The organism is Acidovorax sp. HDW3 (genome assembly GCF_011303755.1).
In the GTDB taxonomy this organism is placed as follows: domain Bacteria; phylum Pseudomonadota; class Gammaproteobacteria; order Burkholderiales; family Burkholderiaceae_C; genus Paenacidovorax.
On the sequence record NZ_CP049885.1, the window covers coordinates 2,874,938 to 2,897,507 of the forward strand.

Genomic DNA, 22,570 nt, shown 5'->3' on the forward strand with positions numbered 1-22,570 from the left:
GTAGGGCGAAGAAAAACGCCCCCGGCCTGCCGGGCAGGACGGGGGCGTTGCGTGCCGCTAGGCGCAGCACGGCGCCAGAGGCAACGCTTTAGTCGGCGTTGGCGTCAGCAGCGCTGGCGTCCACGTCGTGCGCATCGCTGTTGGCGGCGGCGGCCATTTCGGCCTCCTCGGCTTCGGCGATGGCGCGGCGCTCGGCCTCGTCCATGGCGTCCTTGGCCTTGCGTGCCTGGTGGTAGGCCAGGCCGGTGCCCGCAGGGATCAGGCGGCCGACGATGACGTTTTCCTTCAGGCCACGCAGCTCGTCGCGCTTGCCCATGATGGCCGCTTCGGTCAGCACGCGCGTCGTTTCCTGGAAGGAAGCGGCGGAGATGAACGAGTCGGTGGACAGCGACGCCTTGGTGATGCCCAGCAGCACGTTCGAGTAGGTGGCCGGGATCTTGCCCTCGGCCTGCACGCGCTCGTTGGTGTTGAGGATCTCGCTGCGCTCGACCTGCTCGCCCTGGATGTAGCCGGTCTCGCCCGGGTCTTCCACCACCACGCGGCGCAGCATCTGGCGCACGATCACTTCGATGTGCTTGTCGTTGATCTTCACGCCCTGCAGACGGTACACGTCCTGCACTTCATCGACGATGTAGCGCGAGAGTTCCTCGATGCCCAAGAGGCGCAAGATGTCTTGCGGGTCGGCCGGGCCATCGACGATGTGCTCGCCCTTGTTGACCACCTGGCCTTCGTGCACCAGGATGTTCTTCTCCTTGGGGATGAGTTCTTCCCACACCTTGCCCTCGGGGTCGGTGATCTGCAGGCGCACCTTGCCCTTGGTTTCCTTGCCGAAGGAGATGGTGCCGGTCATCTCGGCGAGCGAGCCCTTGTCCTTGGGCGTGCGCGCCTCGAACAGCTCGGCCACGCGCGGCAGACCGCCGGTAATGTCGCGAGTTTTTTGACCTTCGACCGGGATACGGGCGAGCACCTCGCCCGGGCCCACGTCCTGGCCGTCGCGCACCTGGATCAGCGCGCCAATCTGGAAACCAATCGCCACGGCGTGTTCGGTGCCGGGGATCTTCACTTCCTGGTTGTTGGCGTCGATCAGCTTGACCAGCGGGCGCACGACCTTGGCCGAACCACGGCGCTTGGGGTCGATCACCACCAGCGTGGACAGGCCCGTGACCTCGTCCACCTGCTTGGCCACCGTCAGACCTTCTTCGATGTTCTCGAACTTGGTGGTACCGGCGTACTCGGTGATGATGGGGCGCGTCAGCGGGTCCCAGTTGGCCAGGATCTTGCCGGCCTTGATGGCCTCGTCGGGCTTGACCGTGAGGATGGCACCGTACGGCACCTTGTGGCGCTCGCGCTCGCGGCCATGGTCGTCCTGGATGATGATTTCGCCCGAGCGCGAGATCACCACCAGCTCACCCTTGGTGTTGCTGACGTAGCGCATGGTGGCGTTGAAACCGATCAGGCCGTTGGACTTGGCTTCCACGCTCGAGGCGATGGCAGCGCGCGAGGCGGCACCACCGATGTGGAAGGTACGCATGGTCAGCTGCGTGCCGGGCTCGCCGATGGACTGGGCAGCGATCACGCCCACGGCTTCGCCGAGGTTGATCAGGCCGCCACGGCCCAGGTCGCGGCCATAGCACTTGGCGCACAGGCCGTAGCGCGTCTCGCAGGTGAGCGCGGTGCGCACCTTGACTTCGTCCACGCCCGCCGCTTCGAGTTCTTCGATCAGGTCTTCGTCGAACATGGCGCCGGCCGGGGCCAGCACGCTGCGGTTTTCGGGGTGCAGCACTTCCTCGGCCGCCGTGCGGCCCAGGATACGGTCGCGCAGCGATTCGATGACCTCGCCGCCCTCGACGATGGCGCGCATCCACGAGCCATTGCTGGTCTGGCAGTCTTGTTCGTTGACCACCAGGTCCTGCGTCACGTCCACCAGGCGGCGCGTGAGGTAACCCGAGTTGGCCGTCTTCAGCGCCGTGTCCGCCAGACCCTTACGGGCACCGTGGGTGGAGATGAAGTACTGCAGCACGTTCAGCCCCTCGCGGAAGTTCGCGGTAATGGGCGTCTCGATGATGGAGCCGTCTGGCTTGGCCATCAGGCCGCGCATACCGGCGAGCTGACGGATCTGCGCCGCGCTACCGCGAGCACCGGAGTCGGCCATCATGTAGATGGCGTTGAAGGACTCCTGGTTGACTTCGTTGCCGTGGCGGTCGATGGTCTTTTGCACCTTGAGCTGGTCCATCATCACCTTGGAGATGTCGTCGCCCGCCTTGCCCCAGATGTCCACCACCTTGTTGTAGCGCTCGCCCGAGGTCACCAGACCCGAGACGTACTGCTGCTCGATCTCCTTCACCTCGGCTTCGGCGCGCGCCAGGATGTCGGCCTTTTGCGGCGGCACCAGCATGTCGTCGATCGACACCGAGAAGCCCGCGTGCGTCGCCAGGCGGAAGCCGTTTTGCAGCAGCTTGTCGGCGAACACCACGGTTTCCTTCAGGCCGCACTTGCGGAAGCTCGTGTTGATGAGCTTGGAGATTTCCTTCTTCTTCAGCGCCTTGTTCAGGTTGGAGAACGGCAGGCCCTTGGGCAGGATCTCGGACAGCAGGGCACGGCCGACGGTGGTTTCCACCAGCTTGGTTTCGCTGGTGAATTCGCCCGTGGCCTTGTTCTTGGTCCACTCCGTCAGGCGCACGCTGATCTTGGCGTGCAGCTCGGTTTCCTTGGCGTCGAGGGCGCGCTGCACCTCGCCGACGTCGGCAAACACCAAGCCTTCGCCCTTGCCGTTGATCTTGTCGCGGGTGGCGTGGTACAGGCCCAGCACCACGTCCTGCGAAGGCACGATGGAGGGCTCGCCCGAGGCCGGGAAGAGCACGTTGTTGGACGCGAGCATCAGCGTGCGCGCTTCCATCTGCGCTTCCACCGACAGCGGCACGTGCACGGCCATCTGGTCACCGTCGAAGTCGGCGTTGAAGGCCGCACAAACGAGCGGGTGCAGCTGAATGGCCTTGCCTTCGATCAGGATGGGCTCGAACGCCTGGATGCCCAGGCGGTGCAGCGTGGGCGCACGGTTGAGCATCACCGGGTGCTCTTTGATGACCTCTTCGAGGATGTCCCAGACCACCGGCGTGCCCGATTCGACTTCCTTCTTCGCCGCCTTGATGGTGGTGGCGATGCCCATGGCTTCGAGGCGCGAGAAGATGAAGGGCTTGAACAGCTCCAAGGCCATCAGCTTGGGCAGACCGCACTGGTGCAGCTTGAGGTACGGGCCCACGGTAATGACCGAACGGCCCGAGTAGTCCACGCGCTTGCCCAGCAAGTTCTGGCGGAAACGGCCCGACTTGCCCTTGATCATGTCGGCCAGCGACTTGAGCGCGCGCTTGTTCGCGCCCGTCATGGCCTTGCCACGGCGGCCGTTGTCGAGCAGGCTGTCCACAGCCTCTTGCAACATGCGCTTTTCGTTGCGCGCAATGATCTCGGGCGCCTTGAGTTCGAGCAGACGGCGCAGACGGCTGTTGCGGTTGATGACGCGGCGGTACAGGTCGTTGAGGTCCGACGTGGCAAAGCGCCCGCCGTCGAGCGGCACCAGCGGACGCAGGTCCGGCGGCAGCACGGGCAGCACTTCGAGCACCATCCACTCGGGCTTGATGCCCGAGCGCTTGAACGCTTCGAGCACCTTCAGGCGCTTGGCGTTCTTCTTGACCTTGACTTCGGAGCCGGTCAGGTCGCCGCGCAGGCGCTCGATCTCGGCTTCGATGTCGATGGATTCGAGCAGGTCCTTGATGCCCTCGGCGCCCATCTTGGCGACGAATTCATCACCGAATTCGCGCAGCTTGGCGTCGTAGTCGTCCTCGCTCATGATGGAGAACTTCTTGAGCGGCGTCATGCCCGGGTCGGTGACGACGTAGGCTTCAAAGTACAGCACGCGCTCGATGTCGCGCAGCGTCATGTCCAGCACCAGGCCCAGACGCGACGGCAGCGACTTCAGGAACCAGATGTGGGCGCAAGGCGCAGCCAGGTCGATGTGGCCCATGCGCTCGCGGCGCACCTTGGTCTGCGTGACTTCAACGCCGCACTTCTCGCAGATCACGCCACGGTGCTTGAGGCGCTTGTACTTGCCGCACAGGCACTCGTAGTCCTTGATGGGGCCGAAAATCTTGGCGCAGAACAGACCGTCGCGCTCGGGCTTGAACGTGCGGTAGTTGATGGTCTCGGGCTTCTTCACCTCGCCAAAAGACCACGAACGGATCTTCTCGGGCGAGGCCATGCCGATCTTGATGGCATCGAAATGCTCATCCGGCGTGAATTGCTTGAACAGGTCGAGTAACGATTTCATAGACTCAGTTCCTCTATCAAAAATCATAGCTGGTGACGCTTGATTGGCGCGGTTTTGCGTATGTTTTCCACCGCAAACCCGCATCCAACAAGCGCCAAGCGCTCACTTTTTTATAAAAACCCCTGAGGGAACTCAGGAGCGCTCCAGCTCGATGTCCAGGCCCAGGGAACGAATTTCCTTGACCAGCACATTGAACGACTCGGGCATACCGGCCTCGATGGCGTGCTCACCCTTGACGATGCTCTCGTACACCTTGGTACGGCCCTGCACGTCGTCGGACTTGACGGTGAGCATTTCCTGCAGCACGTAGGACGCGCCGTAGGCTTCGAGCGCCCACACTTCCATCTCACCGAAACGCTGGCCGCCGAACTGCGCCTTGCCGCCCAGGGGCTGCTGCGTGACGAGCGAGTACGGGCCGGTCGAGCGCGCGTGCATCTTGTCGTCCACCAGGTGGTGCAGCTTGAGGTAGTGCATGTAGCCGATGGTGGTCGGACGCTCGAAGGGTTCGCCGGTGCGGCCATCGATCAAATTCGCCTGCGTCCGCGCCTCGGTCAGGCCCTTGCGCGCCTTGATTTCCTCGGGGTAGGCCAGCTGGAGCATGTCCTTGATCTCGGCTTCGGAGGCACCATCGAACACCGGCGAGGCGTAGGGCACGCCCGCCGTCAGGTTGCCCGCCATGGCCAGGACTTCGGTGTCCGACAGCTGCGACAGATCTTCCTTGCGGCCGCGCGAGTTGTACACCTCTTCGAGGAAGCCGCGCACCTCGGCCACGGCCGCCTGGTCGCGCAGCATGTCGCCAATGCGCTGGCCCAGGCCCTTGCCGGCCCAGCCCAGGTGCACTTCCAGCACCTGACCGATGTTCATGCGCGAGGGCACGCCCAGCGGGTTCAGGACGATATCGACCGGCGTGCCGTCAGCCATGTGCGGCATGTCTTCCACCGGCGTGATCTTGGAGACCACGCCCTTGTTGCCGTGGCGCCCGGCCATCTTGTCGCCGGGCTGCAGGCGGCGCTTGACGGCCAGATACACCTTGACCATCTTGAGCACGCCCGCCGGCAGCTCGTCGCCTTGCGTCAACTTCTTGCGCTTTTCCTCGAAGGCCAGGTCGAAGCTGTGGCGCGTCTGCTCCATGGCGTTCTTCATGGATTCGAGTTGCGCCGCCACGGCCTCGTCCGCCGGGCGAATGTCGAACCAGTGGTGCTTTTCAACGCCGGCCAGGTATTCCTTGTCCAGGGTTGCGCCCTTGGCCAGCTTCTGCGGGCCGCCATTGGCTTTCTTGCCCAGCAGCAGCTTTTCGATACGGTCGAACTGGTCGGCCTCGACGATGCGCAGCTGGTCGTTCAGGTCCAGGCGGAAGCGCTTCAATTCATCGTCGATGATCTGCTGCGCACGCTTGTCGCGCTGAATGCCTTCGCGGGTGAAAACCTGCACGTCGATCACGGTGCCTTGCGAGCCCTGGTCCACGCGCAGCGAGGTGTCCTTCACGTCGGACGCCTTCTCGCCGAAGATGGCACGCAGCAGCTTTTCTTCCGGCGTGAGCGTGGTCTCGCCCTTGGGCGTGACCTTGCCGACCAGCGTATCGCCGGGCTGCACTTCAGCGCCGACGTAGATGATGCCGGACTCGTCCAAGCGGTTGAGCTGGGTTTCGCTCAGGTTCGGGATGTCGCGCGTGATTTCTTCGGCGCCCAGCTTGGTGTCGCGCGCCATGACCACGAGTTCTTCGATGTGGATCGAGGTGTAGCGGTCTTCGGCCACCACGCGCTCGCTGATCAAAATCGAATCCTCGAAGTTGTAGCCGTTCCAGGGCATGAAGGCGATCAGCATGTTCTGGCCGATGGCGATCTCGCCCAGGTCGGTCGAAGCGCCGTCGGCCACCACGTCACCCTTGGCCAGCACGTCACCGCGCTTGACGATGGGGCGCTGGTGGATGTTGGTGTTCTGGTTGGAACGCTGGTACTTGATGAGGTTGTAGATGTCCACACCGACTTCACCGGCCACGGCCTCGGAGTCGTTGACGCGGATCACGATACGGGTGGCATCGACGTAGTCCACCACACCGCCCCGGCGCGCCGTGACCACGGTGCCCGAATCGACGGCTGCCACGCGCTCGATGCCGGTGCCGACCATGGGCTTTTCCGGACGCAGCACGGGCACGGCCTGGCGCGACATGTTGGCGCCCATCAGTGCGCGGTTGGCGTCGTCGTGCTCCAGGAAGGGCACGAGGGACGCGGCCACCGAGACGATCTGCGCCGGCGACACGTCCATGTACTGCACGCGCTCGGCGGACACCAGGGTGGAGTCGCCCTTTTCGCGTGCGCTCACCAGGTCGCCAATCAGCTTGCCGTCCTTGTCCAGGGTGGCGTTGGCCTGGGCGATGATGTACTTGCCCTCTTCGATGGCCGAGAGGTAGTCGATCTCCATCGTCACCTTGCCATCGACCACGCGGCGGTACGGGGTTTCGATGAAACCGTACTCGTTCAGGCGGGCGTACAGGGCCAGCGAGTTGATCAGGCCGATGTTCGGACCTTCGGGCGTTTCAATCGGGCAGACGCGGCCATAGTGGGTCACGTGCACGTCGCGCACCTCGAAGCCAGCGCGCTCGCGCGTCAGGCCGCCCGGCCCTAAGGCCGAGACGCGGCGCTTGTGCGTGATTTCGGCCAGCGGGTTGGTCTGGTCCATGAACTGCGACAGCTGCGAGGCGCCGAAGAACTCCTTCAGGGCCGCGGAAATCGGCTTGGAGTTGATCAGGTCGTGCGGCATCAGCGGCTCTTGCTCGGCCTGGCCCAGGCGTTCCTTCACGGCTTTTTCGATACGTGCCAGGCCGGTGCGGTACTGGTTTTCGGCCAGTTCGCCCACGCAGCGCACGCGGCGGTTGCCCAGGTGGTCGATGTCATCGACCTCGCCCTTGCCGTTGCGCAGATCGACCAGGATTTTGACCACGGCGAGGATGTCGTCGTTGGACAGCACCATCGGGCCCGTCGATTCTTCGCGGCCAATCTTGGCGTTGAATTTCATGCGACCGACGCGCGACAGATCGTAGGTGTCGGCGTTGTAGAACAGGCGCTGGAACAGGGCCTGCACCGCGTCTTCCGTCGGCGGCTCGCCGGGGCGCATCATGCGGTAGATGGCGACGCGGGCGGCGTTTTCGTCAGCGGTTTCGTCGATGCGCAGGGTTTGCGAGATGTACGCGCCCTGGTCGAGTTCGTTGGTGTACAGGCACTGGATTTCCTGCACGCCGCTGCTGCGCAGTTTCTTGAGCAGCACGTCGGTCAGCTCTTCGTTGGCCTTGGCAACGATCTCGCCGGTGTCGGCGTCGATGATGTTGCGCGCCAGCACGCGCCCGAGCAGGAAGTCTTCGGGCACGCTCACATGCGTGGTGCCCGATTGCTCCAGCTCGCGCGTGTGGCGGGCGGTGATGCGTTTGTCCTTGGCGACGACGACCTTGCCCGACTTGTCGGTGATGTCAAAACGTGCCACCTCGCCCTTGAAGCGGTCGGCAACGAATTCCAGCTGCGCGCCCGAATCCATCAGGCGGAAGTTGTCGTTGACGAAGAAGTGCGCCAGGATCTGCTCGTTGTTCAGGCCAATGGCCTTGAGCAAAATGGTGACCGGCATCTTGCGGCGACGGTCCACGCGGAAGTACAGGATGTCCTTGGGGTCGAACTCGAAATCGAGCCAGGAACCACGGTAGGGAATGATGCGTGCCGAGAACAGGAGCTTGCCCGAGCTGTGCGTCTTGCCCTTGTCGTGCTCGAAGAACACGCCCGGCGAGCGGTGCAGCTGCGAGACGATGACGCGCTCGGTGCCGTTGATGATGAACGAGCCCTTGTCGGTCATGAGCGGCACTTCGCCCATGTACACCTCTTGCTCCTTGACTTCCTTGACCACCTTGTTCTGCGACGTGGAAGATTCGCGGTCGTAGATGATGAGCTGCACGCGCGCGCGCACGGCGGAGGCAAAAGTCAGGCCCCGGGTCTGGCATTCGCGCACGTCGAACGCTGGCTTGGCCAGGTTGTATTCGACGAACTTCATTTCAACGAAGCCGTTGTGCGAGACGATGGGGAAGGCCGACGTAAAGGCGGCTTGCAAACCGTCAGTACTGCGCTTCTTGGGCGGAGTGTGTGCCTGAAGGAAGGCGGTATAGGCATCGCGCTGCATTTGCAGCAGGTAAGGAACTTCGAGCACGCTGTCACGGCTACCGAAGCTCTTGCGGATGCGTTTGCGTTCGGTATAGCTGTACGTGGATGTTTGGGCCATGAGATCTCCGGGCAAAGACATGACGATGAGGTCTTCGACGACTGCCCCGCAGCATTGGCATGTACTGCAGGCTTGGCGGTTGGCCACTACCAACCATGGCGGACGGCGATGCATTGCACATCGCCCGAACCAAGGCATCTTCCGCTGTCGGACGGTTCAGAAGACACTAGCAAGCAGCCGGCATGAATGCAGCCGCTTGCTGGTGCGCTCTGGAAACTATTCCCATAAGCACCAAAGGCTGGAGGCCTTTTTGACAAGGCCCCCAGCCCGCAAAGGCAAACCCGATTACTTGAGTTCGGCCTTGGCGCCGGCTTCCACCAGCTTCTTGACGGCGGCTTCAGCGTCAGCCTTGGCAACGCCTTCCTTGACGTTCTTCGGAGCGCCGTCCACCAGGTCCTTGGCTTCCTTCAGACCCAGGCCGGTGATTTCGCGCACGGCCTTGATGACGGAGACCTTGTTGGCGCCGGCTTCGGTCAGCACGACGTTGAATTCGGTCTTCTCTTCAGCAGCAGCAGCGCCGCCAGCAGCGCCGCCAGCAGCGGGAGCAGCCATAGCAGCGGCGGACACGCCAAACTTCTCTTCAATGGCCTTGACCAGGTCATTGAGTTCCAGAACCGTCATGCTGTCCAGAGCGGTCAAGAATGCGTCTTTATCGAATGCCATTTTTATTTCCTAAACAATTGGTTGGGGGTTGCGATGGGTGCATCGCTTTAAGCGGCAACCGCTTCGCCTTCGCCTTTTTTGGCCGCCAGAGCGCCCAGTACCACGGCGGTACGGGACATTGGCGACATCAGCAAGCCACACAGCTGGGCCAACAGCACTTCCTTGGAAGGGATGCTTGCCAGTTGCTTCACGCCGTTCACGTCCAGGGCCTTGCCACCGAATGCGCCACCGCGAATGACCAGCTTGTCGTTGGTCTTCGCGAAATCGGCCACCACCTTGGCGGCAGCCACAGCGTCTTCGGAGAAGCCATAGACCAGCGGGCCGGTCATCTGGTCTGCCACCACGTCAAACGGGCTGCCTGCCACAGCACGGCGGGCCAGGGTGTTCTTCAGAACACTCAGGCTCACACCCTGGCTGCGAGCGGCAACGCGCAGTTTGGTCATGTCGGCGACCGTGATGCCACGGTATTCCGCGATCACGAGCGTTTGAGCTTTAGCGGCGAGGCTGGTCACTTCATTGATGACCGCTTCTTTCTCACTGCGATTCAGACTCAAGGTCTACTCCTTCATATGCGCACTTTGGACAAATCCGCCGTGCGCGCTCTTGGGTTGCAGCGACCAACTGTTGTCAGGAAGATTCCATCTGCAGCGGGATCGCCATCTGCGTTGGCCCATTCGGGTTTAAGTGCAGCCCATCTGCACACCAACGGTCTTGGATGGCCCGGCATTGCGTACAACACCGGCCCACCACTGAAACACCCTTGCGGGCATTTCAAGATTTATCGCAATCAGGCTGCGATGGATTGGGTTTCGACGCGCACGCCGACACCCATGGTCGAGGACACCGCCACCTTGCGCAGGTACAGGCCCTTGCTGGTTGCAGGCTTGGCCTTGTTCAGGGCGTCGATCAGGGCAGCCAGGTTGGCTTGCAGCTTGTCGTTGTCGAACGAGCGGCGGCCAATGGTGCCGTGGATGATGCCGGCCTTGTCCACGCGGAACTGCACCTGGCCAGCCTTGGCGTTCTTCACTGCGGTAGCCACGTCAGGCGTCACGGTGCCAACCTTGGGGTTGGGCATCAGGCCGCGCGGGCCCAGGATTTGGCCCAGGGTACCCACAACGCGCATGGCATCCGGTGCAGCGATGACGACGTCAAACGGCATGTCGCCCGCCTTGACCATGGCAGCCAGGTCGTCCATGCCGACGATGTCGGCGCCGGCGGCCTTGGCTTCTTCAGCCTTGGCACCTTGGGCGAACACGGCCACGCGGGTGGTCTTGCCCGTGCCGTGCGGCAGCACGACGGCGCCACGCACCACTTGGTCAGACTTCTTGGCATCCACGCCCAGCTGCACGGCCACGTCGATGGACTCATCGAACTTGGCGGTAGCGGCTTCCTTCACCAGGGCCACGGCCTCAGCAAAGGGGTACAGACGGGTGGCGTCCACCTTGCCCTGCAGGGCTTTTTGCTTCTTGGTCAGCTTTGCCATTTCAGAGGCCCTCCACCGTCACGCCCATGGAACGGGCAGAACCGGCCAGCGTGCGCACAGCGGCGTCCACGTCAGCGGCGTTCATGTCCTTGAGCTTGGTCTTGGCGATCTCTTCGAGCTGTGCGCGCGTGATCTTGCCGACCTTGGCCTTCAGGGGGTTGGAGGAGCCTTTGTCCAGCTTGATGGCCTTCTTGATCAGCACGGTGGCCGGCGGCGTCTTGATAATGAACGTAAAGCTCTTGTCAGCAAACGCCGTGATCACCACGGGCAAGGGCAGACCGGGCTCGACACCTTGGGTCTGGGCGTTGAACGCCTTGCAGAATTCCATGATGTTGAGACCGCGCTGGCCGAGGGCCGGGCCGATCGGGGGGCTGGGGTTGGCTTTACCAGCTGGCACTTGCAGCTTGATGAAGCCGACGATTTTCTTCGCCATGAATAGCTCCTTGCGGGTACATGCGCCCGACTGCAACACGCAAGCGGGCTCCCCGGGGTTATCGACTCAATTTTTGTATCTGCGCCGAGTCGGAAAGCGCAGAATTTTTGCAACCCGGAGGCTGCTCAGGTTTTTTCAACCTGGGAGAACTCCAGCTCCACCGGGGTCGAGCGGCCAAAAATCATGACCGAGACGCGCAGGCGGCTCTTCTCGTAGTTGACTTCCTCGACCGAGCCATTGAAGTCGGTGAACGGACCTTCCTTGACGCGCACCATCTCGCCGGCCATGAATTCAATCTTGTGACGGGGCTTCTCAGTACCCTCTTGCATCTGGCTGACGATTTTCTGGACTTCTGCTTCAGAAATCGGCGCCGGACGGTTTTTCGCCCCACCCACAAAGCCGGTCACCTTGCTGGTGTGCTTCACCAAGTGCCAGGTATCGTCTTCCATCACCATTTCAACGAAGACATAACCCGGGAACAAACGGCGCTCGGTGGTCTTGCGCTGGCCGTTCTTCATTTCGACCACTTCCTCGGTCGGCACCAGGATGCGGCCAAACTTGGCATTCATGCCCGCGCGATTGATGCGCTCAGTGATGTTGCGCTCAACCGCCTTCTCCATACCCGAATAGGCATGGACGATGTACCAGCGCAAATCGGGGTTGACCGCTGCAGCCGCAACCTCTGGCACTTCGCTCATCTCGACGGAACCGCTCATCACTTCCTCCAGCCCAAAATCAGGTCGTACAAGACCCATTCCAAGGTCTTGTCGGTGAACCAAAGAAACAGCGCCATCAGCACCACGAACGCAAAGACATACAGCGTCATCTGCGTTGTCTCCTTGCGCGTAGGCCAAACGACCTTCTTGACTTCCTTGACGGAATCACGCGCAAAACCAACAAACTGGCGCCCCCACTCGGAGGTCAAAAACACCCCCACCGCCGCCGCCAAGCCAAGCACCAAGGCCAGCCACTGAACAATGGCCCCTTGTTTGCCAAGCAGGTAAAAACCAGCAATAGAAGCCACCACCAGCGCGGCGACAGCGGCCAACTTAGCCTTGTCGGCGCCGGTACTGACGGTATCAATCTGAGTAGTGGCCATAACGGAAGATTTTTTGCACCACCCAAGGCAATGCACAAGACACTGAAGCCCGCCAGAATCTGCTGGCGGGCTCGATGATTGCCACTTTAAGTGGCAGGGGCAGTAGGAATCGAACCTACAACCTTCGGTTTTGGAGACCGACGCTCTGCCAATTGAGCTATACCCCTACGTTGCAATTACGCAATGATCTTGGCAACCACGCCGGCGCCGACGGTACGGCCACCTTCGCGGATAGCGAAGCGCAGACCTTCTTCCATGGCGATGGGGTTGATCAGCTTGACGGTGATCGACACGTTGTCGCCAGGCATGACCATTTCCTTGTCGGCCGGCAGCTCGATGGAGCCGGTGACGTCGGTCGTGCGGAAGTAGAACTGCGGACGGTAGTTGTTGAAGAACGGGGTGTGGCGGCCGCCTTCGTCCTTGGAGAGCACGTACACCTCAGCCGTGAAGTGGGTGTGCGGCTTGATGGAGCCGGGCTTGCACAGCACTTGGCCGCGCTCGACGTCTTCGCGCTTGGTGCCGCGCAGCAGCAGACCGACGTTGTCGCCAGCCTGGCCCTGGTCGAGCAGCTTGCGGAACATTTCCACGCCCGTGCAGGTGGTCTTTTGCGTGTCGCGGATGCCGACGATTTCGATTTCCTCGCCGACCTTGATGATGCCGCGCTCGACGCGGCCGGTCACCACGGTGCCACGGCCAGAGATGGAGAACACGTCTTCCACGGGCATCAGGAAGGCACCGTCCACAGCGCGCTCAGGCGTGGGGATGTAGGTGTCCAGGGCTTCGGCCAGCTTCATGATGGCCTCTTCGCCGAGCTTGCCGGTGTCGCCTTCCAGGGCCAGCTTGGCCGAGCCACGGATGATGGGGGTGTCGTCGCCGGGGAAGCTGTACTTCGACAGCAGTTCGCGCACTTCCATTTCGACGAGTTCGAGCAGCTCTTCGTCGTCCACCATGTCGCACTTGTTCAGGAACACGATGATGTAGGGCACGCCCACCTGGCGGGCCAGCAGGATGTGCTCACGGGTCTGGGGCATCGGGCCGTCAGCGGCCGAGCACACCAGGATGGCGCCGTCCATCTGGGCAGCGCCGGTGATCATGTTCTTCACGTAGTCGGCGTGGCCGGGGCAGTCCACGTGGGCGTAGTGGCGGCCAGCGGTTTCGTACTCGACGTGCGAGGTGTTGATGGTGATGCCACGGGCCTTTTCTTCGGGCGCGTTGTCGATCTGCGAGTAGTCCTTGGCTTCGCCGCCGAACTTCTTGGACAGCACGGTGGCGATCGCTGCGGTCAGCGTGGTCTTGCCATGGTCCACGTGGCCGATGGTGCCAACGTTGACGTGCGGCTTAGTCCGCTCAAATTTCTCTTTTGCCATTTTTCGACTCCGAAAAAAAACAACCAGCCAAACAACAAGACATGGCGCACCCCGTAATTGGAGTGCGCCTGAATATGGTGCCCTTGGCGGGAATCGGACCCGCGACCTCTCCCTTACCAAGGGAGTGCTCTACCACTGAGCCACAAGGGCGATCTTGCTCACAACACTGGAGCGGGAGACGGGAATCGAACCCGCGTCATCAGCTTGGAAGGCTGGGGTTCTACCATTGAACTACTCCCGCACAAGCGGCGCTCACACAATTTCTCTAAACCATCTTGGTGGAGGGAGCTGGATTCGAACCAGCGTAGGCGTAAGCCAACAGATTTACAGTCTGCCCCCTTTAGCCACTCGGGCATCCCTCCGGAGAAACCGCGATTGTAGCATCAAATTCTCGCCTTCAGCAAAAGGCAGCAACTTATTTGCATAACCGTGGCGCGGCTGGCGGGGATCGAACCCACGACCCTTGGCTTCGGAGGCCAATACTCTATCCACTGAGCTACAGCCGCAAACCCCGCTAGCGGGGCGCAAGCGGCGGATTATGGCACGCCTGCGTCAGATCAAAACCCAAGCCACGCAGGTAAGCATCCATCGACGCCTGCCCCACTGCCAGCAAATCAAAGCCGCCCGCCCCCAGCATCCAACCCTGCAGCAAGCCATCGAACAGCGCCCACAACCCCAGCGCCGCCACCTCTGGCGACATTACCAACAGCAAACCCTGCTGCTGCGCCGCCGCCACCAAATCCTCTTGCAGCTTGCCACGGAAGCCGGCACAGGCATGAACGTGTCGGTCACGCACCGCCACGAGCTCTTGCACATACTCCACCTTGTACATGGCGATTTCAAAGACCCGGCGCGCACGCTCGTCACACACCACCGCGCGCAACACGGCCAAAATGGCCTCGCGCAAACGCTGCAACGGCACTACGGACGCCCCCTGCCCCGGCGCACCATAGCTGCACTCCAGCGGCAACGTGACCCGATCCATCATGACACCGAACAAGTCCACCTTGTCCTTGAAATGCCAATACACCGCACCGCGCGTTGCCCCCGCCGCCTGTGCAATATCAGCCAGCGAAGCCCGGGACACACCCTTGTCATAAAACACCCGCTCTGCCGCATCGAGCAGGCTACTGCGGGTTGCCTCCGCATCTTCCTTGGTACGGCGCACCATATTTACAAGCTCCTGTCATACTCGGGATAGATCCTGCCCCAGCATCGTCTGCCGCCATTATACATTCACGAATGTATGTATAATTCGTACCAACTCAGCACCTCTTTTCCGTGGCGGGTGGCATTTTTGGCTGCCGGCCCTGTGTCTGTTGTCTTTCCTCGAAGGAACCCCCATGCAGCACCTGCAAGTCACGACTGGTATGGCCTCTCCCCCCTCGTCACGCACTCCTTACCACCCACTCGCCTGGGCTTTAGTGGCGGCACTGTCACTCACGGCCTGCGGCAGCGGCAAGGATGCAGCCCCCGCAGGCGGCGACGCCAAGCGCCCGCCGGTACAAGTCGGCGTCATCAAAGCTACGCCTGGCGACATTGGCCTGGTAACCGAGCTGCCGGGACGTATCGAAGCCGTGCGCAGTGCCCAGATTCGTGCCCGTGCCGCAGGCATTTTGCAAGCACGCCAATTCCGCGAAGGCAGCGACGTCAAGGCCGGCCAGCTGCTGTTCACGATTGACGCTGCGCCCTACACCGCTGCGCTCGAAAGCGCCCGCGCCACCTTGGCCCGCGCGGAAGCCAATCTGGCACAAACCACGGCCCAGCTTGAACGCTACCGGCCACTGCTCACGGCCAACGCCATCAGCAAGCAGGAATTCATCAACACCGAAGCAGCGCAAAAAGCCGCACAGGCCGACGTGGCTGCCGGCAAGGCCGCCGTGCGCACGGCAGAAATCAACCTGGGTTACACCCGCGTCACCTCCCCCATCAATGGCCGCATCGGCCGTGCGCTGGTGACCGAAGGCGCCCTGGTGGGTCAGGGCGAGGCCACCCAGCTGGCCCTGGTGCAGCAAATCAATCCGGTGTACGTGAACTTCACCCAGTCCGCTGCCGAGCTGCTGCAGCTGCGCCGCGCCCTGGAGGCCGGCCAACTGCAAAGCGCCAAAGGCGGCGGCGGTGCCAGCGTGCGCGTGATGCTGGCCGACGGCAGCGAATACCCGCTGCCCGGCAAGCTGCTGTTCACCGATTTGTCGGTCGATGCCAGCACCGGCCAGGTGACGCTGCGCGCCGAAGTCCCGAATCCGAAGGGCGACCTGCTGCCAGGGCTGTACGTGCGCGTGCGCCTCGAACAAGCCGAGATGAGCCAAGCCATTACCGTGCCCCAGCAAGCCGTCACGCGCACACAGCAAGGCGATACGGTGAACGTCGTCGGCGAGGATGGCAAGGTCAGCACCCGCTCGGTGAAGGTTGCCCTGGCACAGAACAACCGCTGGCTGGTACGCGAAGGCTTGCAAGCTGGCGAGCAGGTCATGGTCGATGGCTTCCAAAAGCTCATGATGCTGCCTCCAGGCACCCCCGTACAAGCCGTTCCCTGGCAGGCCCCCGGCGCCACCAAGCCGGCCGATCCAGCCACCGACAAGACCGCCGCTGCCGACGCAGCCAAGCCTTAAGGGGCCCACTCCATGGCCAAGTTTTTTATCGACCGCCCCATCTTTGCATGGGTGATTGCCCTGTTCATCATCGTGCTGGGCACGGTGTCCATCACCAAGCTGCCGATTGCGCAGTACCCGCCAGTAGCGCCACCCTCCATCGTCGTTAGCGCAGCCTACCCAGGAGCTTCGGCCCAAACGCTCGAAGACAGCGTGCTGGCCGTGATCGAGCGCGAAATGAACGGCTCGCCCGGCCTGATTTACATGGAATCCGTGGCCCAGGCCGACGGCACGGGCAGCATTACCCTGAGCTTTGAAACCGGCACCGACCCGGACATGGCGCAGGTGGACGTGCAAAACCGCCTCTCGCGCGCCACGCCGCGCCTGCCCGCCGCCGTGACACAGCAAGGCGTGCGCGTGGACAAGTCGCGCAGCAACTTCCTGCTGTTCACCATCCTGGCCTCCAAGAGTCCTGACGTGACCACGGCCACGCTCAGCGACTACGCCGCACGCAACGTCGTCCCCGAGCTGCAGCGCCTGCCCGGCATCGGCCAGGCACAGCTGTTTGGCGCTGAACGCGCCATGCGCATCTGGCTCGATCCCGCCAGGCTCACGGGCATGAACCTGACACCCGCCGACGTATCAGCGGCGATTCGGGCCCAAAACGCCCAAGTATCAAGCGGTGTGATTGGCGATCTGCCCAACATCACCGGTCAGAGCATCTCGGCCACCGTGGTGGTGACCGGCCAGCTCTCGTCGGTAGAGCAGTTTGGCAACATCACGCTGCGCGCCAACCAAGATGGCTCGACCGTGCGTCTCAAGGACGTGGCCCGCATCGAGCTCGGCAGCCAGGCCTACGCCACATCGGCTCGCCTCAACGGCCAGCCCGCCGTCGGCATCGGCGTGCAGCTCTCGCCCACCGGCAATGCCTTGCAGGCATCGAAAGACGTGCGCGCCAAGATGAAGCAGCTGTCGCAATACTTCCCCCAAGGGGTGGAGTGGAGCATTCCATACGACAGCTCGGACTTCGTCAGCATTTCCATCGAACAAGTGGTGCACACCCTGTTTGAAGCCGTGGTACTGGTGTTCCTGGTCATGTTCCTGTTCCTGCAGAACTGGCGCTACACCCTGATCCCGACCCTGGTCGTGCCCATTGCCCTGCTCGGCACCTTTGGTGTGCTGATGGCGCTGGGCTTTTCCATCAACGTGCTGACCATGTTCGGCATGGTGCTGGTGATCGGTATCGTCGTGGACGACGCCATCGTGGTGGTGGAAAACGTCGAGCGCATCATGAGCGAAGAGGGCCTGTCGCCACTCGAAGCAACGCGCAAGGCCATGCGCCAAATCTCGGGCGCCATCATCGGCGTGACGGTGGTGCTGGTGTCGGTATTCGTGCCGCTGGCATTTTTTGCCGGCTCCACCGGCAACATTTACCGCCAGTTCTCAGCCGTGATGGTGACCTCGATCAGCTTCTCCGCCTTCATGGCGCTGTCGCTCACGCCGGCGCTGTGCGGCACCCTGCTCAAACCGGTCGAAGCGGGCCACCACCACGAAAAAACCGGCTTTTTCGGCTGGTTCAACCGCAGCTTCAGCCGCACCGCCAAGCGCTACGAAAGCATGGTCGCGCGCATCCTGCAACGCGCTGCACGCTACCTGGTGATCTACGCCGCCATCGTCGCTGCTGCTGCCGTGGTCTATATGCGCCTGCCAACCTCGTTCCTGCCCAGCGAAGACCAGGGCTACATCATCGTCAACGTGCAGCTGCCCCCGGGCGCGACGCAAGAGCGCACACTCTCGGTCATGCAGCAGGTCGAGGGCTTCATGCTCCAGCAACCCGAGGTCAAGAGCATGGTCGGCGTGCTGGGCTTTAGCTTCTCCGGGCTGGGGCAGAACGCCGCACTGGCCTTCGTCACCCTCAAGGAGTGGAGTGAGCGCAAGGATCCCGCTGCCTCGGCCGACGCCCTCGCCGGGCGTGCCATGGGTGCACTGTCGGGTGTGCGCGATGCCTTTATTTTTGCCCTGAATCCGCCACCCATCCCAGAGCTTGGCAATGCCACCGGCTTTACCCTGCGTCTGCAAGACCGCAGCGGCGCTGGCCACGAGGCCCTGCTCAACGCCCGCAACCAGTTGCTGGGCATGGCCGCACAAAGCAAGGTGCTGACCCAGGTGCGCCCCGACGGCCTGGAAGACGCGCCGCAGCTGCAGCTCGACATCGACCGCGACAAAGCCAGTGCCCTGGGCGTGTCGTTCGATGCCATCAACTCCACACTGTCCACCGCCCTGGGTTCGAGCTACATCAACGACTTCCCCAACCAAGGCCGGCTGCAGCGCGTAGTCGTGCAAGCCGATGCCCCCGCGCGGATGCAAGAAGGCGATTTGCTGCAGCTGCACGCCCGCAATACCAAGGGCGAGCTGGTGCCGCTGTCGGCTTTTGCCAGCACGCGCTGGGTCAAAGGCCCGCAGCAAACCGTGCGCTACAACGGCTACCCGGCCATGCGCATTGCCGGCGCACCCGCCTCCGGACAAAGCACCGGTGCCGCCATGGCCGAAATGGAGCGCCTGGTCGCCCAGCTCCCCCCTGGCTTTGGCTTTGAGTGGTCGGGCCAGTCGCGCGAAGAAAAACTCGCCGGCTCGCAAGCCATGGTGCTGTACAGCTTTGCCGTGCTCGCCGTGTTCCTGTGCCTGGCAGCGCTGTATGAAAGCTGGTCAATTCCGCTGTCGGTGATTCTGGTCGTACCCCTGGGCGTGCTCGGCGTGCTGCTGGCAATCTTGCTGCGCGGCTACGCCAACGACGTCTACTTCCAGGTTGGCCTGATCACCGTGATCGGTCTGTCGGCAAAGAACGCCATCTTGATCGTGGAATTTGCCAAAGACCTGCAGGCACAGGGCAAGAGCCTGGTCGCCGCCGCCCTGGAGGCCGCACACCTGCGCTTTCGCCCCATCCTCATGACCTCCATGGCTTTCGGTCTGGGCGTCGTGCCGCTGGTGCTGGCCTCGGGTGCTGGCTCGGCCAGCCAGCGTGCCATCGGCACCGGGGTGCTGGGCGGGGTCATCACCGGCACGGTGCTGGCCGTGGTGTTCGTGCCCGTGTTTTTCGTCGTCGTGCGCACCCTGTTCAAGGGCAGTGCACGCCAGCAGGAATTGAACCGGCGCCATGCCGAAGACGCAGGGATCCAAGCCCATGACTAAGCATTTCGTTCTCACTGCCCTCGCTGCAGCCGCGCTCGGCGGCTGCTCCATGATCCCCACCTACGAGCGCCCCGCAGCCCCCGTGCCAGCGCAGTACGCCCAGGCCCCGCAAGCGGCCAGCGCGCCCGTCCCGGGCGATTGGCAGCAGTACTTCACCGACAGCCGGCTGCAGCAGCTCATCACCATCGCGCTGGAGAACAACCGCGACCTGCGCGTGGCCACCTTGGCCATTGAGCAGGCGCGGGCGCAGCACCAAATCCAGCGTGCGGCCCAGTTCCCCAGCGTGGGCCTGGGGGCGACCGCCGCACGCACCGTTGGCAGCAATGGGCAGTTGGGCAACACCTACAGCGTGGGCGCCATTGCCTCATCCTGGGAGCTTGATTTCTGGGGCCGCGTCGGCAGCCTCAAGGAACAAGCCCTGGCGCAGTACCTGGCCAGCACCGAAGGGCGCAATGCAGCCCAGGTCAGCCTGGTGGCCGCCGTCGCCAACGGCTGGTTGACGCTGCAGGCCGATGAGGAGCTGCTGGCGATTTCGCGCCGCACACTGGCCACGCGTGAAGACTCGCTCAAGCTGGCACAGCTGCGTCGCAATGTCGGCATGAGCTCAGACCTGGATTTGCACCAGGTGCAATCGTTGACCGAAGCCGCGCGCGCCACCCTGGCGCAGCAACAGCGCCAGCGCATCCTCGATGAAAACGCCCTGGCGCTGCTGCTGGGCCAGCCGCTACCCGCCGAGCTGCGCACGAGCCTGGAAGGCAGCCGCCTGGCCGCTGCCGCCCCCATGGCAGCGCTGCCCGCCGGCCTGCCCTCTGACCTGCTCACGCACCGCCCCGACATCCGCCAATCCGAGCAGCAGCTCATTGCCGCCAACGCCAGCATTGGCGCCGCCCGGGCCGCCTTTTTCCCCACCATTGCACTGACGGCACAGGCCGGCACAGCCAGCAACGAGCTCTCGGGTTTGTTCAAAAGCGGCACCTGGGCCTTTACGCCCAGCGTCTCGGCGCTGCTGCCGATCTTCAACGCCGGGCGCAACCAGGCCGCACTCGATGCCGCCCAGGCCGGGCGCGACATTGCCGTAGCGCAGTACGAAAAAACCATCCAGAGCGCCTTCCGCGAAGTGGCTGACGCCCTGGCCGGGCAAGACACCCTGCGCACGCAGCTGCAAGCGCAACAGGCACAAGCACAGGCGGAGCAAGAACGCCTGCGCCTGTCCACGCTGCGCTACGACACCGGCGTTGCCAGCTACCTCGATCTGCTCGATGCCCAGCGCTCGCTGTTTGCGCTGGAGCAAGCGGTGGTGCAGGTGCGCCTGGCACAGCTGCAAAACCAGGTGCAGCTGTACAAGGCCTTGGGCGGCGGCTGGAATCAGCCTGCACCTGCCAGCGAGCAGGCGCACGGCGGCTAAGGCAGGCGCGGCAGGTGCAGAAGGGCGTCGCTATAATCGAGGGCTTTTAAAAAAACAACCCCGATTGTCAGAGGATCACCATGACAGCCCCCCAGCAGCAGCCCAACCACCCCGGAAAATCCCCGCAGCAAGTGCTGGTCACGGGGTTTTTTGCCCTTTTGATCCCCCTCCTGGCCGTTGCCGCCTTGGCCAACAGCTTTTTTGGCGGCCCGGCCTACGAAAAGGACAACGCCACCTCGGCCAAAGCCAAGGCCGTGCGCCTGCAAAAAGTCGGCACAGTGGAGCTGCGCGACGCCAACCGGCCCCTGAGCACTGGCGAGCAGGTCTTCAAGGCCCAATGCTCGGCCTGCCACGCCACTGGCGCCGCCGGCTCGCCCAAGTTAGGCGACGCTGCCGCCTGGGGCCCGCGCATTGCCACCGGCTTTGAAGCGCTGGTGCATTCGGCCCTTAAAGGCAAGGGCGCCATGGCCCCCCAGGGCGGCGGCAACTTCAACGACACCGAAGTGGCACGCGGCGTGGCCTATATGGCCAACGCTGCCGGCGCCAAGTTTGCCGAGCCGGAACCGCCAGCCAAGTAAGCGCACGCGCATCGGCGCAGCCCTGCAGCCCAAAGCCGATCTGAGGATCGGCTTTTTTACGCCTGCACACCCGCCGCCGGGCTGCGCACAAAACCATAGCGCCGGGGCAAATCGGCACTGCACACCTCCGTCAGCGGCCAGCGGCCCGCATCGAGCGCCTGCGCAAGCAACGGCACATCCAGGCTGTGCACCAGGCCCAGTCCCAGATCGGTAGCCAAATAGCCCCACCCGGCTTCGTCGAGCAGGCATTCATGCGCCTGCGCGGGTACGCCCGTGTGGGCATGAACGGCGCCGGTGGCCGACAAGCGCCAAATCCAGGGTGTGGCTTCCAGCTCGACATACACCCGCTGCGGGCCATTTTGAAAAAACCAGCAGCCCTGGGCATCGGCCTCGTAATTGCGGCCAATGAAGGCGAGCAGCTTTTCATGCTCGACCAGGGTGCCGCGCACCTGCGCAAACGGCCCCTGGGCCTGCACCTGGGCGTCGCGCAGATACCAGCGACCCCGCGCATCGAGCCCCAACCAGCCATGGCAAGCGGGCACCTGTGGCCATTTGGCCAGGGCTTGTTTGACGATATCGTCCATCACAGTCGCTCCCAGATGCTATTGAACGCTATTAAATTGATAGCTGCTCTCGCTTGCTGCACAAGGGCTAGAGGCATTTTTACCCCTAAAAACAAAAGCCCGGTAAAAACCGGGCTTTCGGGGATGGGCGCAGGGCCTGGGCTCAGCGCTTTTCGCGGAACTTGCGCAGGGCGGCAATCTGTGCCGCCATGATGGCCAGCTCCGACTGGGCGCGCGCCAGGTCGAGTTCGCTCTTGGCGTTTTTCAGGGCCTCTTCGGCAGCGGCCTTGGCTTCCTGGGCCTTCTGGTCGTCCAGATCCTTGCCACGGATGGCGGTATCGGACAGCACCGTCACGCTGTCAGGTTGCACTTCGAGGATGCCCCCGGCGACAAAGACGAATTCTTCGCTGCCATCGGCCATCTCGATGCGCACCGAGCCGGGCTTGATGCGGGTGATCAGGGGCGTGTGCTTGGGCAAAATGCCCAGCTCGCCAGCCTCGCCCGGCAGGGCGACAAAGCGCGCCTGGCCGGAGAAGATGGACTCTTCGGCGCTGACCACATCGACGTGGATGGTATTCATGCGGACTCCAAGTGGAAGGTTGAGCGTGAGGACTTGAGCGC

16 protein-coding genes and 5 tRNA genes are annotated in these 22,570 nt (G+C 63.0%); 4 read left to right on the top strand and 17 right to left on the bottom strand.

The annotated features are described in order from the left end of the window. Window positions 1-88: 88 nt before the first annotated feature. The 15 genes from rpoC to G7045_RS13380 form a co-directional block, all read right to left on the bottom strand. Window positions 89-4,321, bottom strand: coding sequence for a DNA-directed RNA polymerase subunit beta' (rpoC, locus tag G7045_RS13310; protein ID WP_166160070.1), 4,233 nt, complete (start codon window positions 4,319-4,321; stop codon window positions 89-91). 132 nt (window positions 4,322-4,453) lie between these two features. Further along, entirely contained in the window at window positions 4,454-8,578 is a 4,125-nt protein-coding gene (gene rpoB, locus G7045_RS13315) for a DNA-directed RNA polymerase subunit beta (protein WP_166160071.1), read from the bottom strand. Between the two features lie 285 nt (window positions 8,579-8,863). Further along, window positions 8,864-9,241, bottom strand: a complete 378-nt coding sequence (rplL, locus tag G7045_RS13320) for a 50S ribosomal protein L7/L12 (RefSeq protein ID WP_166160072.1) — start codon at window positions 9,239-9,241, stop codon at window positions 8,864-8,866. A gap of 47 nt (window positions 9,242-9,288) precedes the next feature. After that, the gene (gene rplJ, locus G7045_RS13325) at window positions 9,289-9,795 is read right to left on the bottom strand and encodes a 50S ribosomal protein L10 (RefSeq protein WP_166160073.1); all 507 of its coding nucleotides are present in this window, start codon (window positions 9,793-9,795) and stop codon (window positions 9,289-9,291) included. A gap of 233 nt (window positions 9,796-10,028) precedes the next feature. After that, window positions 10,029-10,724 (bottom strand): 50S ribosomal protein L1, encoded by a 696-nt coding sequence (gene rplA / locus G7045_RS13330; RefSeq protein WP_166160074.1) that lies wholly within the window; start codon window positions 10,722-10,724, stop codon window positions 10,029-10,031. Window position 10,725: 1 nt separating this feature from the next. Then, a complete protein-coding gene (rplK, locus tag G7045_RS13335; RefSeq protein ID WP_166160075.1) occupies window positions 10,726-11,157 on the bottom strand; it encodes a 50S ribosomal protein L11 in 432 nt (143 codons plus the stop codon). A 125-nt stretch (window positions 11,158-11,282) separates the two neighbouring features. Beyond that, a complete protein-coding gene (gene nusG, locus G7045_RS13340) occupies window positions 11,283-11,873 on the bottom strand; it encodes a transcription termination/antitermination protein NusG (RefSeq protein ID WP_166160076.1) in 591 nt (196 codons plus the stop codon). Next, window positions 11,873-12,256 carry a preprotein translocase subunit SecE gene (secE, locus tag G7045_RS13345; protein WP_166160077.1) on the bottom strand — a complete coding sequence of 128 codons (384 nt, stop codon included), beginning with the start codon at window positions 12,254-12,256 and terminating at the stop codon, window positions 11,873-11,875. The genes nusG and secE overlap by 1 nt, the downstream gene beginning before the upstream one ends. Window positions 12,257-12,347: 91 nt before the next feature. Next, window positions 12,348-12,423: transfer RNA gene (locus tag G7045_RS13350), tRNA-Trp, on the bottom strand. Between the two features lie 9 nt (window positions 12,424-12,432). Further along, window positions 12,433-13,623 (bottom strand): elongation factor Tu, encoded by a 1,191-nt coding sequence (gene tuf, locus G7045_RS13355; protein WP_166160078.1) that lies wholly within the window; start codon window positions 13,621-13,623, stop codon window positions 12,433-12,435. A gap of 75 nt (window positions 13,624-13,698) precedes the next feature. Next, a tRNA-Thr gene (locus tag G7045_RS13360) sits at window positions 13,699-13,773 on the bottom strand. A 17-nt stretch (window positions 13,774-13,790) separates the two neighbouring features. After that, window positions 13,791-13,864 (bottom strand) — tRNA-Gly (locus tag G7045_RS13365). Between the two features lie 35 nt (window positions 13,865-13,899). Further along, window positions 13,900-13,985 (bottom strand) — tRNA-Tyr (locus G7045_RS13370). A 68-nt stretch (window positions 13,986-14,053) separates the two neighbouring features. Next, window positions 14,054-14,129, bottom strand: a tRNA-Arg gene (locus tag G7045_RS13375). 8 nt (window positions 14,130-14,137) lie between these two features. Beyond that, on the bottom strand, window positions 14,138-14,794 hold the full coding sequence (locus G7045_RS13380) for a TetR family transcriptional regulator (RefSeq protein ID WP_166160079.1): 657 nt from the start codon (window positions 14,792-14,794) through the stop codon (window positions 14,138-14,140). A 172-nt stretch (window positions 14,795-14,966) separates the two neighbouring features. On the opposite strand from G7045_RS13380, the gene G7045_RS13385 reads away from it, so the two are divergent. From G7045_RS13385 to G7045_RS13400, 4 genes are all read left to right on the top strand, one after another. Next, window positions 14,967-16,235, top strand: a complete 1,269-nt coding sequence (locus G7045_RS13385; protein ID WP_370521661.1) for an efflux RND transporter periplasmic adaptor subunit — start codon at window positions 14,967-14,969, stop codon at window positions 16,233-16,235. A gap of 12 nt (window positions 16,236-16,247) precedes the next feature. After that, the gene (locus tag G7045_RS13390; protein ID WP_166160080.1) at window positions 16,248-19,403 is read left to right on the top strand and encodes an efflux RND transporter permease subunit; all 3,156 of its coding nucleotides are present in this window, start codon (window positions 16,248-16,250) and stop codon (window positions 19,401-19,403) included. After that, window positions 19,396-20,808, top strand: coding sequence for an efflux transporter outer membrane subunit (locus G7045_RS13395; protein ID WP_166160081.1), 1,413 nt, complete (start codon window positions 19,396-19,398; stop codon window positions 20,806-20,808). Before G7045_RS13390 ends, G7045_RS13395 begins: the two co-directional genes overlap by 8 nt. Before the next feature lie 80 nt (window positions 20,809-20,888). Further along, window positions 20,889-21,386 (top strand): cytochrome c5 family protein, encoded by a 498-nt coding sequence (locus G7045_RS13400; protein WP_166160082.1) that lies wholly within the window; start codon window positions 20,889-20,891, stop codon window positions 21,384-21,386. Window positions 21,387-21,442: 56 nt separating this feature from the next. Here G7045_RS13400 and G7045_RS13405 read toward each other — a convergent pair whose 3' ends face one another. Both G7045_RS13405 and G7045_RS13410 read right to left on the bottom strand, forming a co-directional pair. Beyond that, window positions 21,443-21,970, bottom strand: coding sequence for a DUF2946 family protein (locus G7045_RS13405; RefSeq protein ID WP_166160083.1), 528 nt, complete (start codon window positions 21,968-21,970; stop codon window positions 21,443-21,445). A gap of 142 nt (window positions 21,971-22,112) precedes the next feature. Further along, complete coding sequence (locus tag G7045_RS13410) at window positions 22,113-22,529, bottom strand: F0F1 ATP synthase subunit epsilon (RefSeq protein WP_166160084.1); 417 nt, start codon at window positions 22,527-22,529, stop codon at window positions 22,113-22,115. Window positions 22,530-22,570 lie beyond the last annotated feature (41 nt).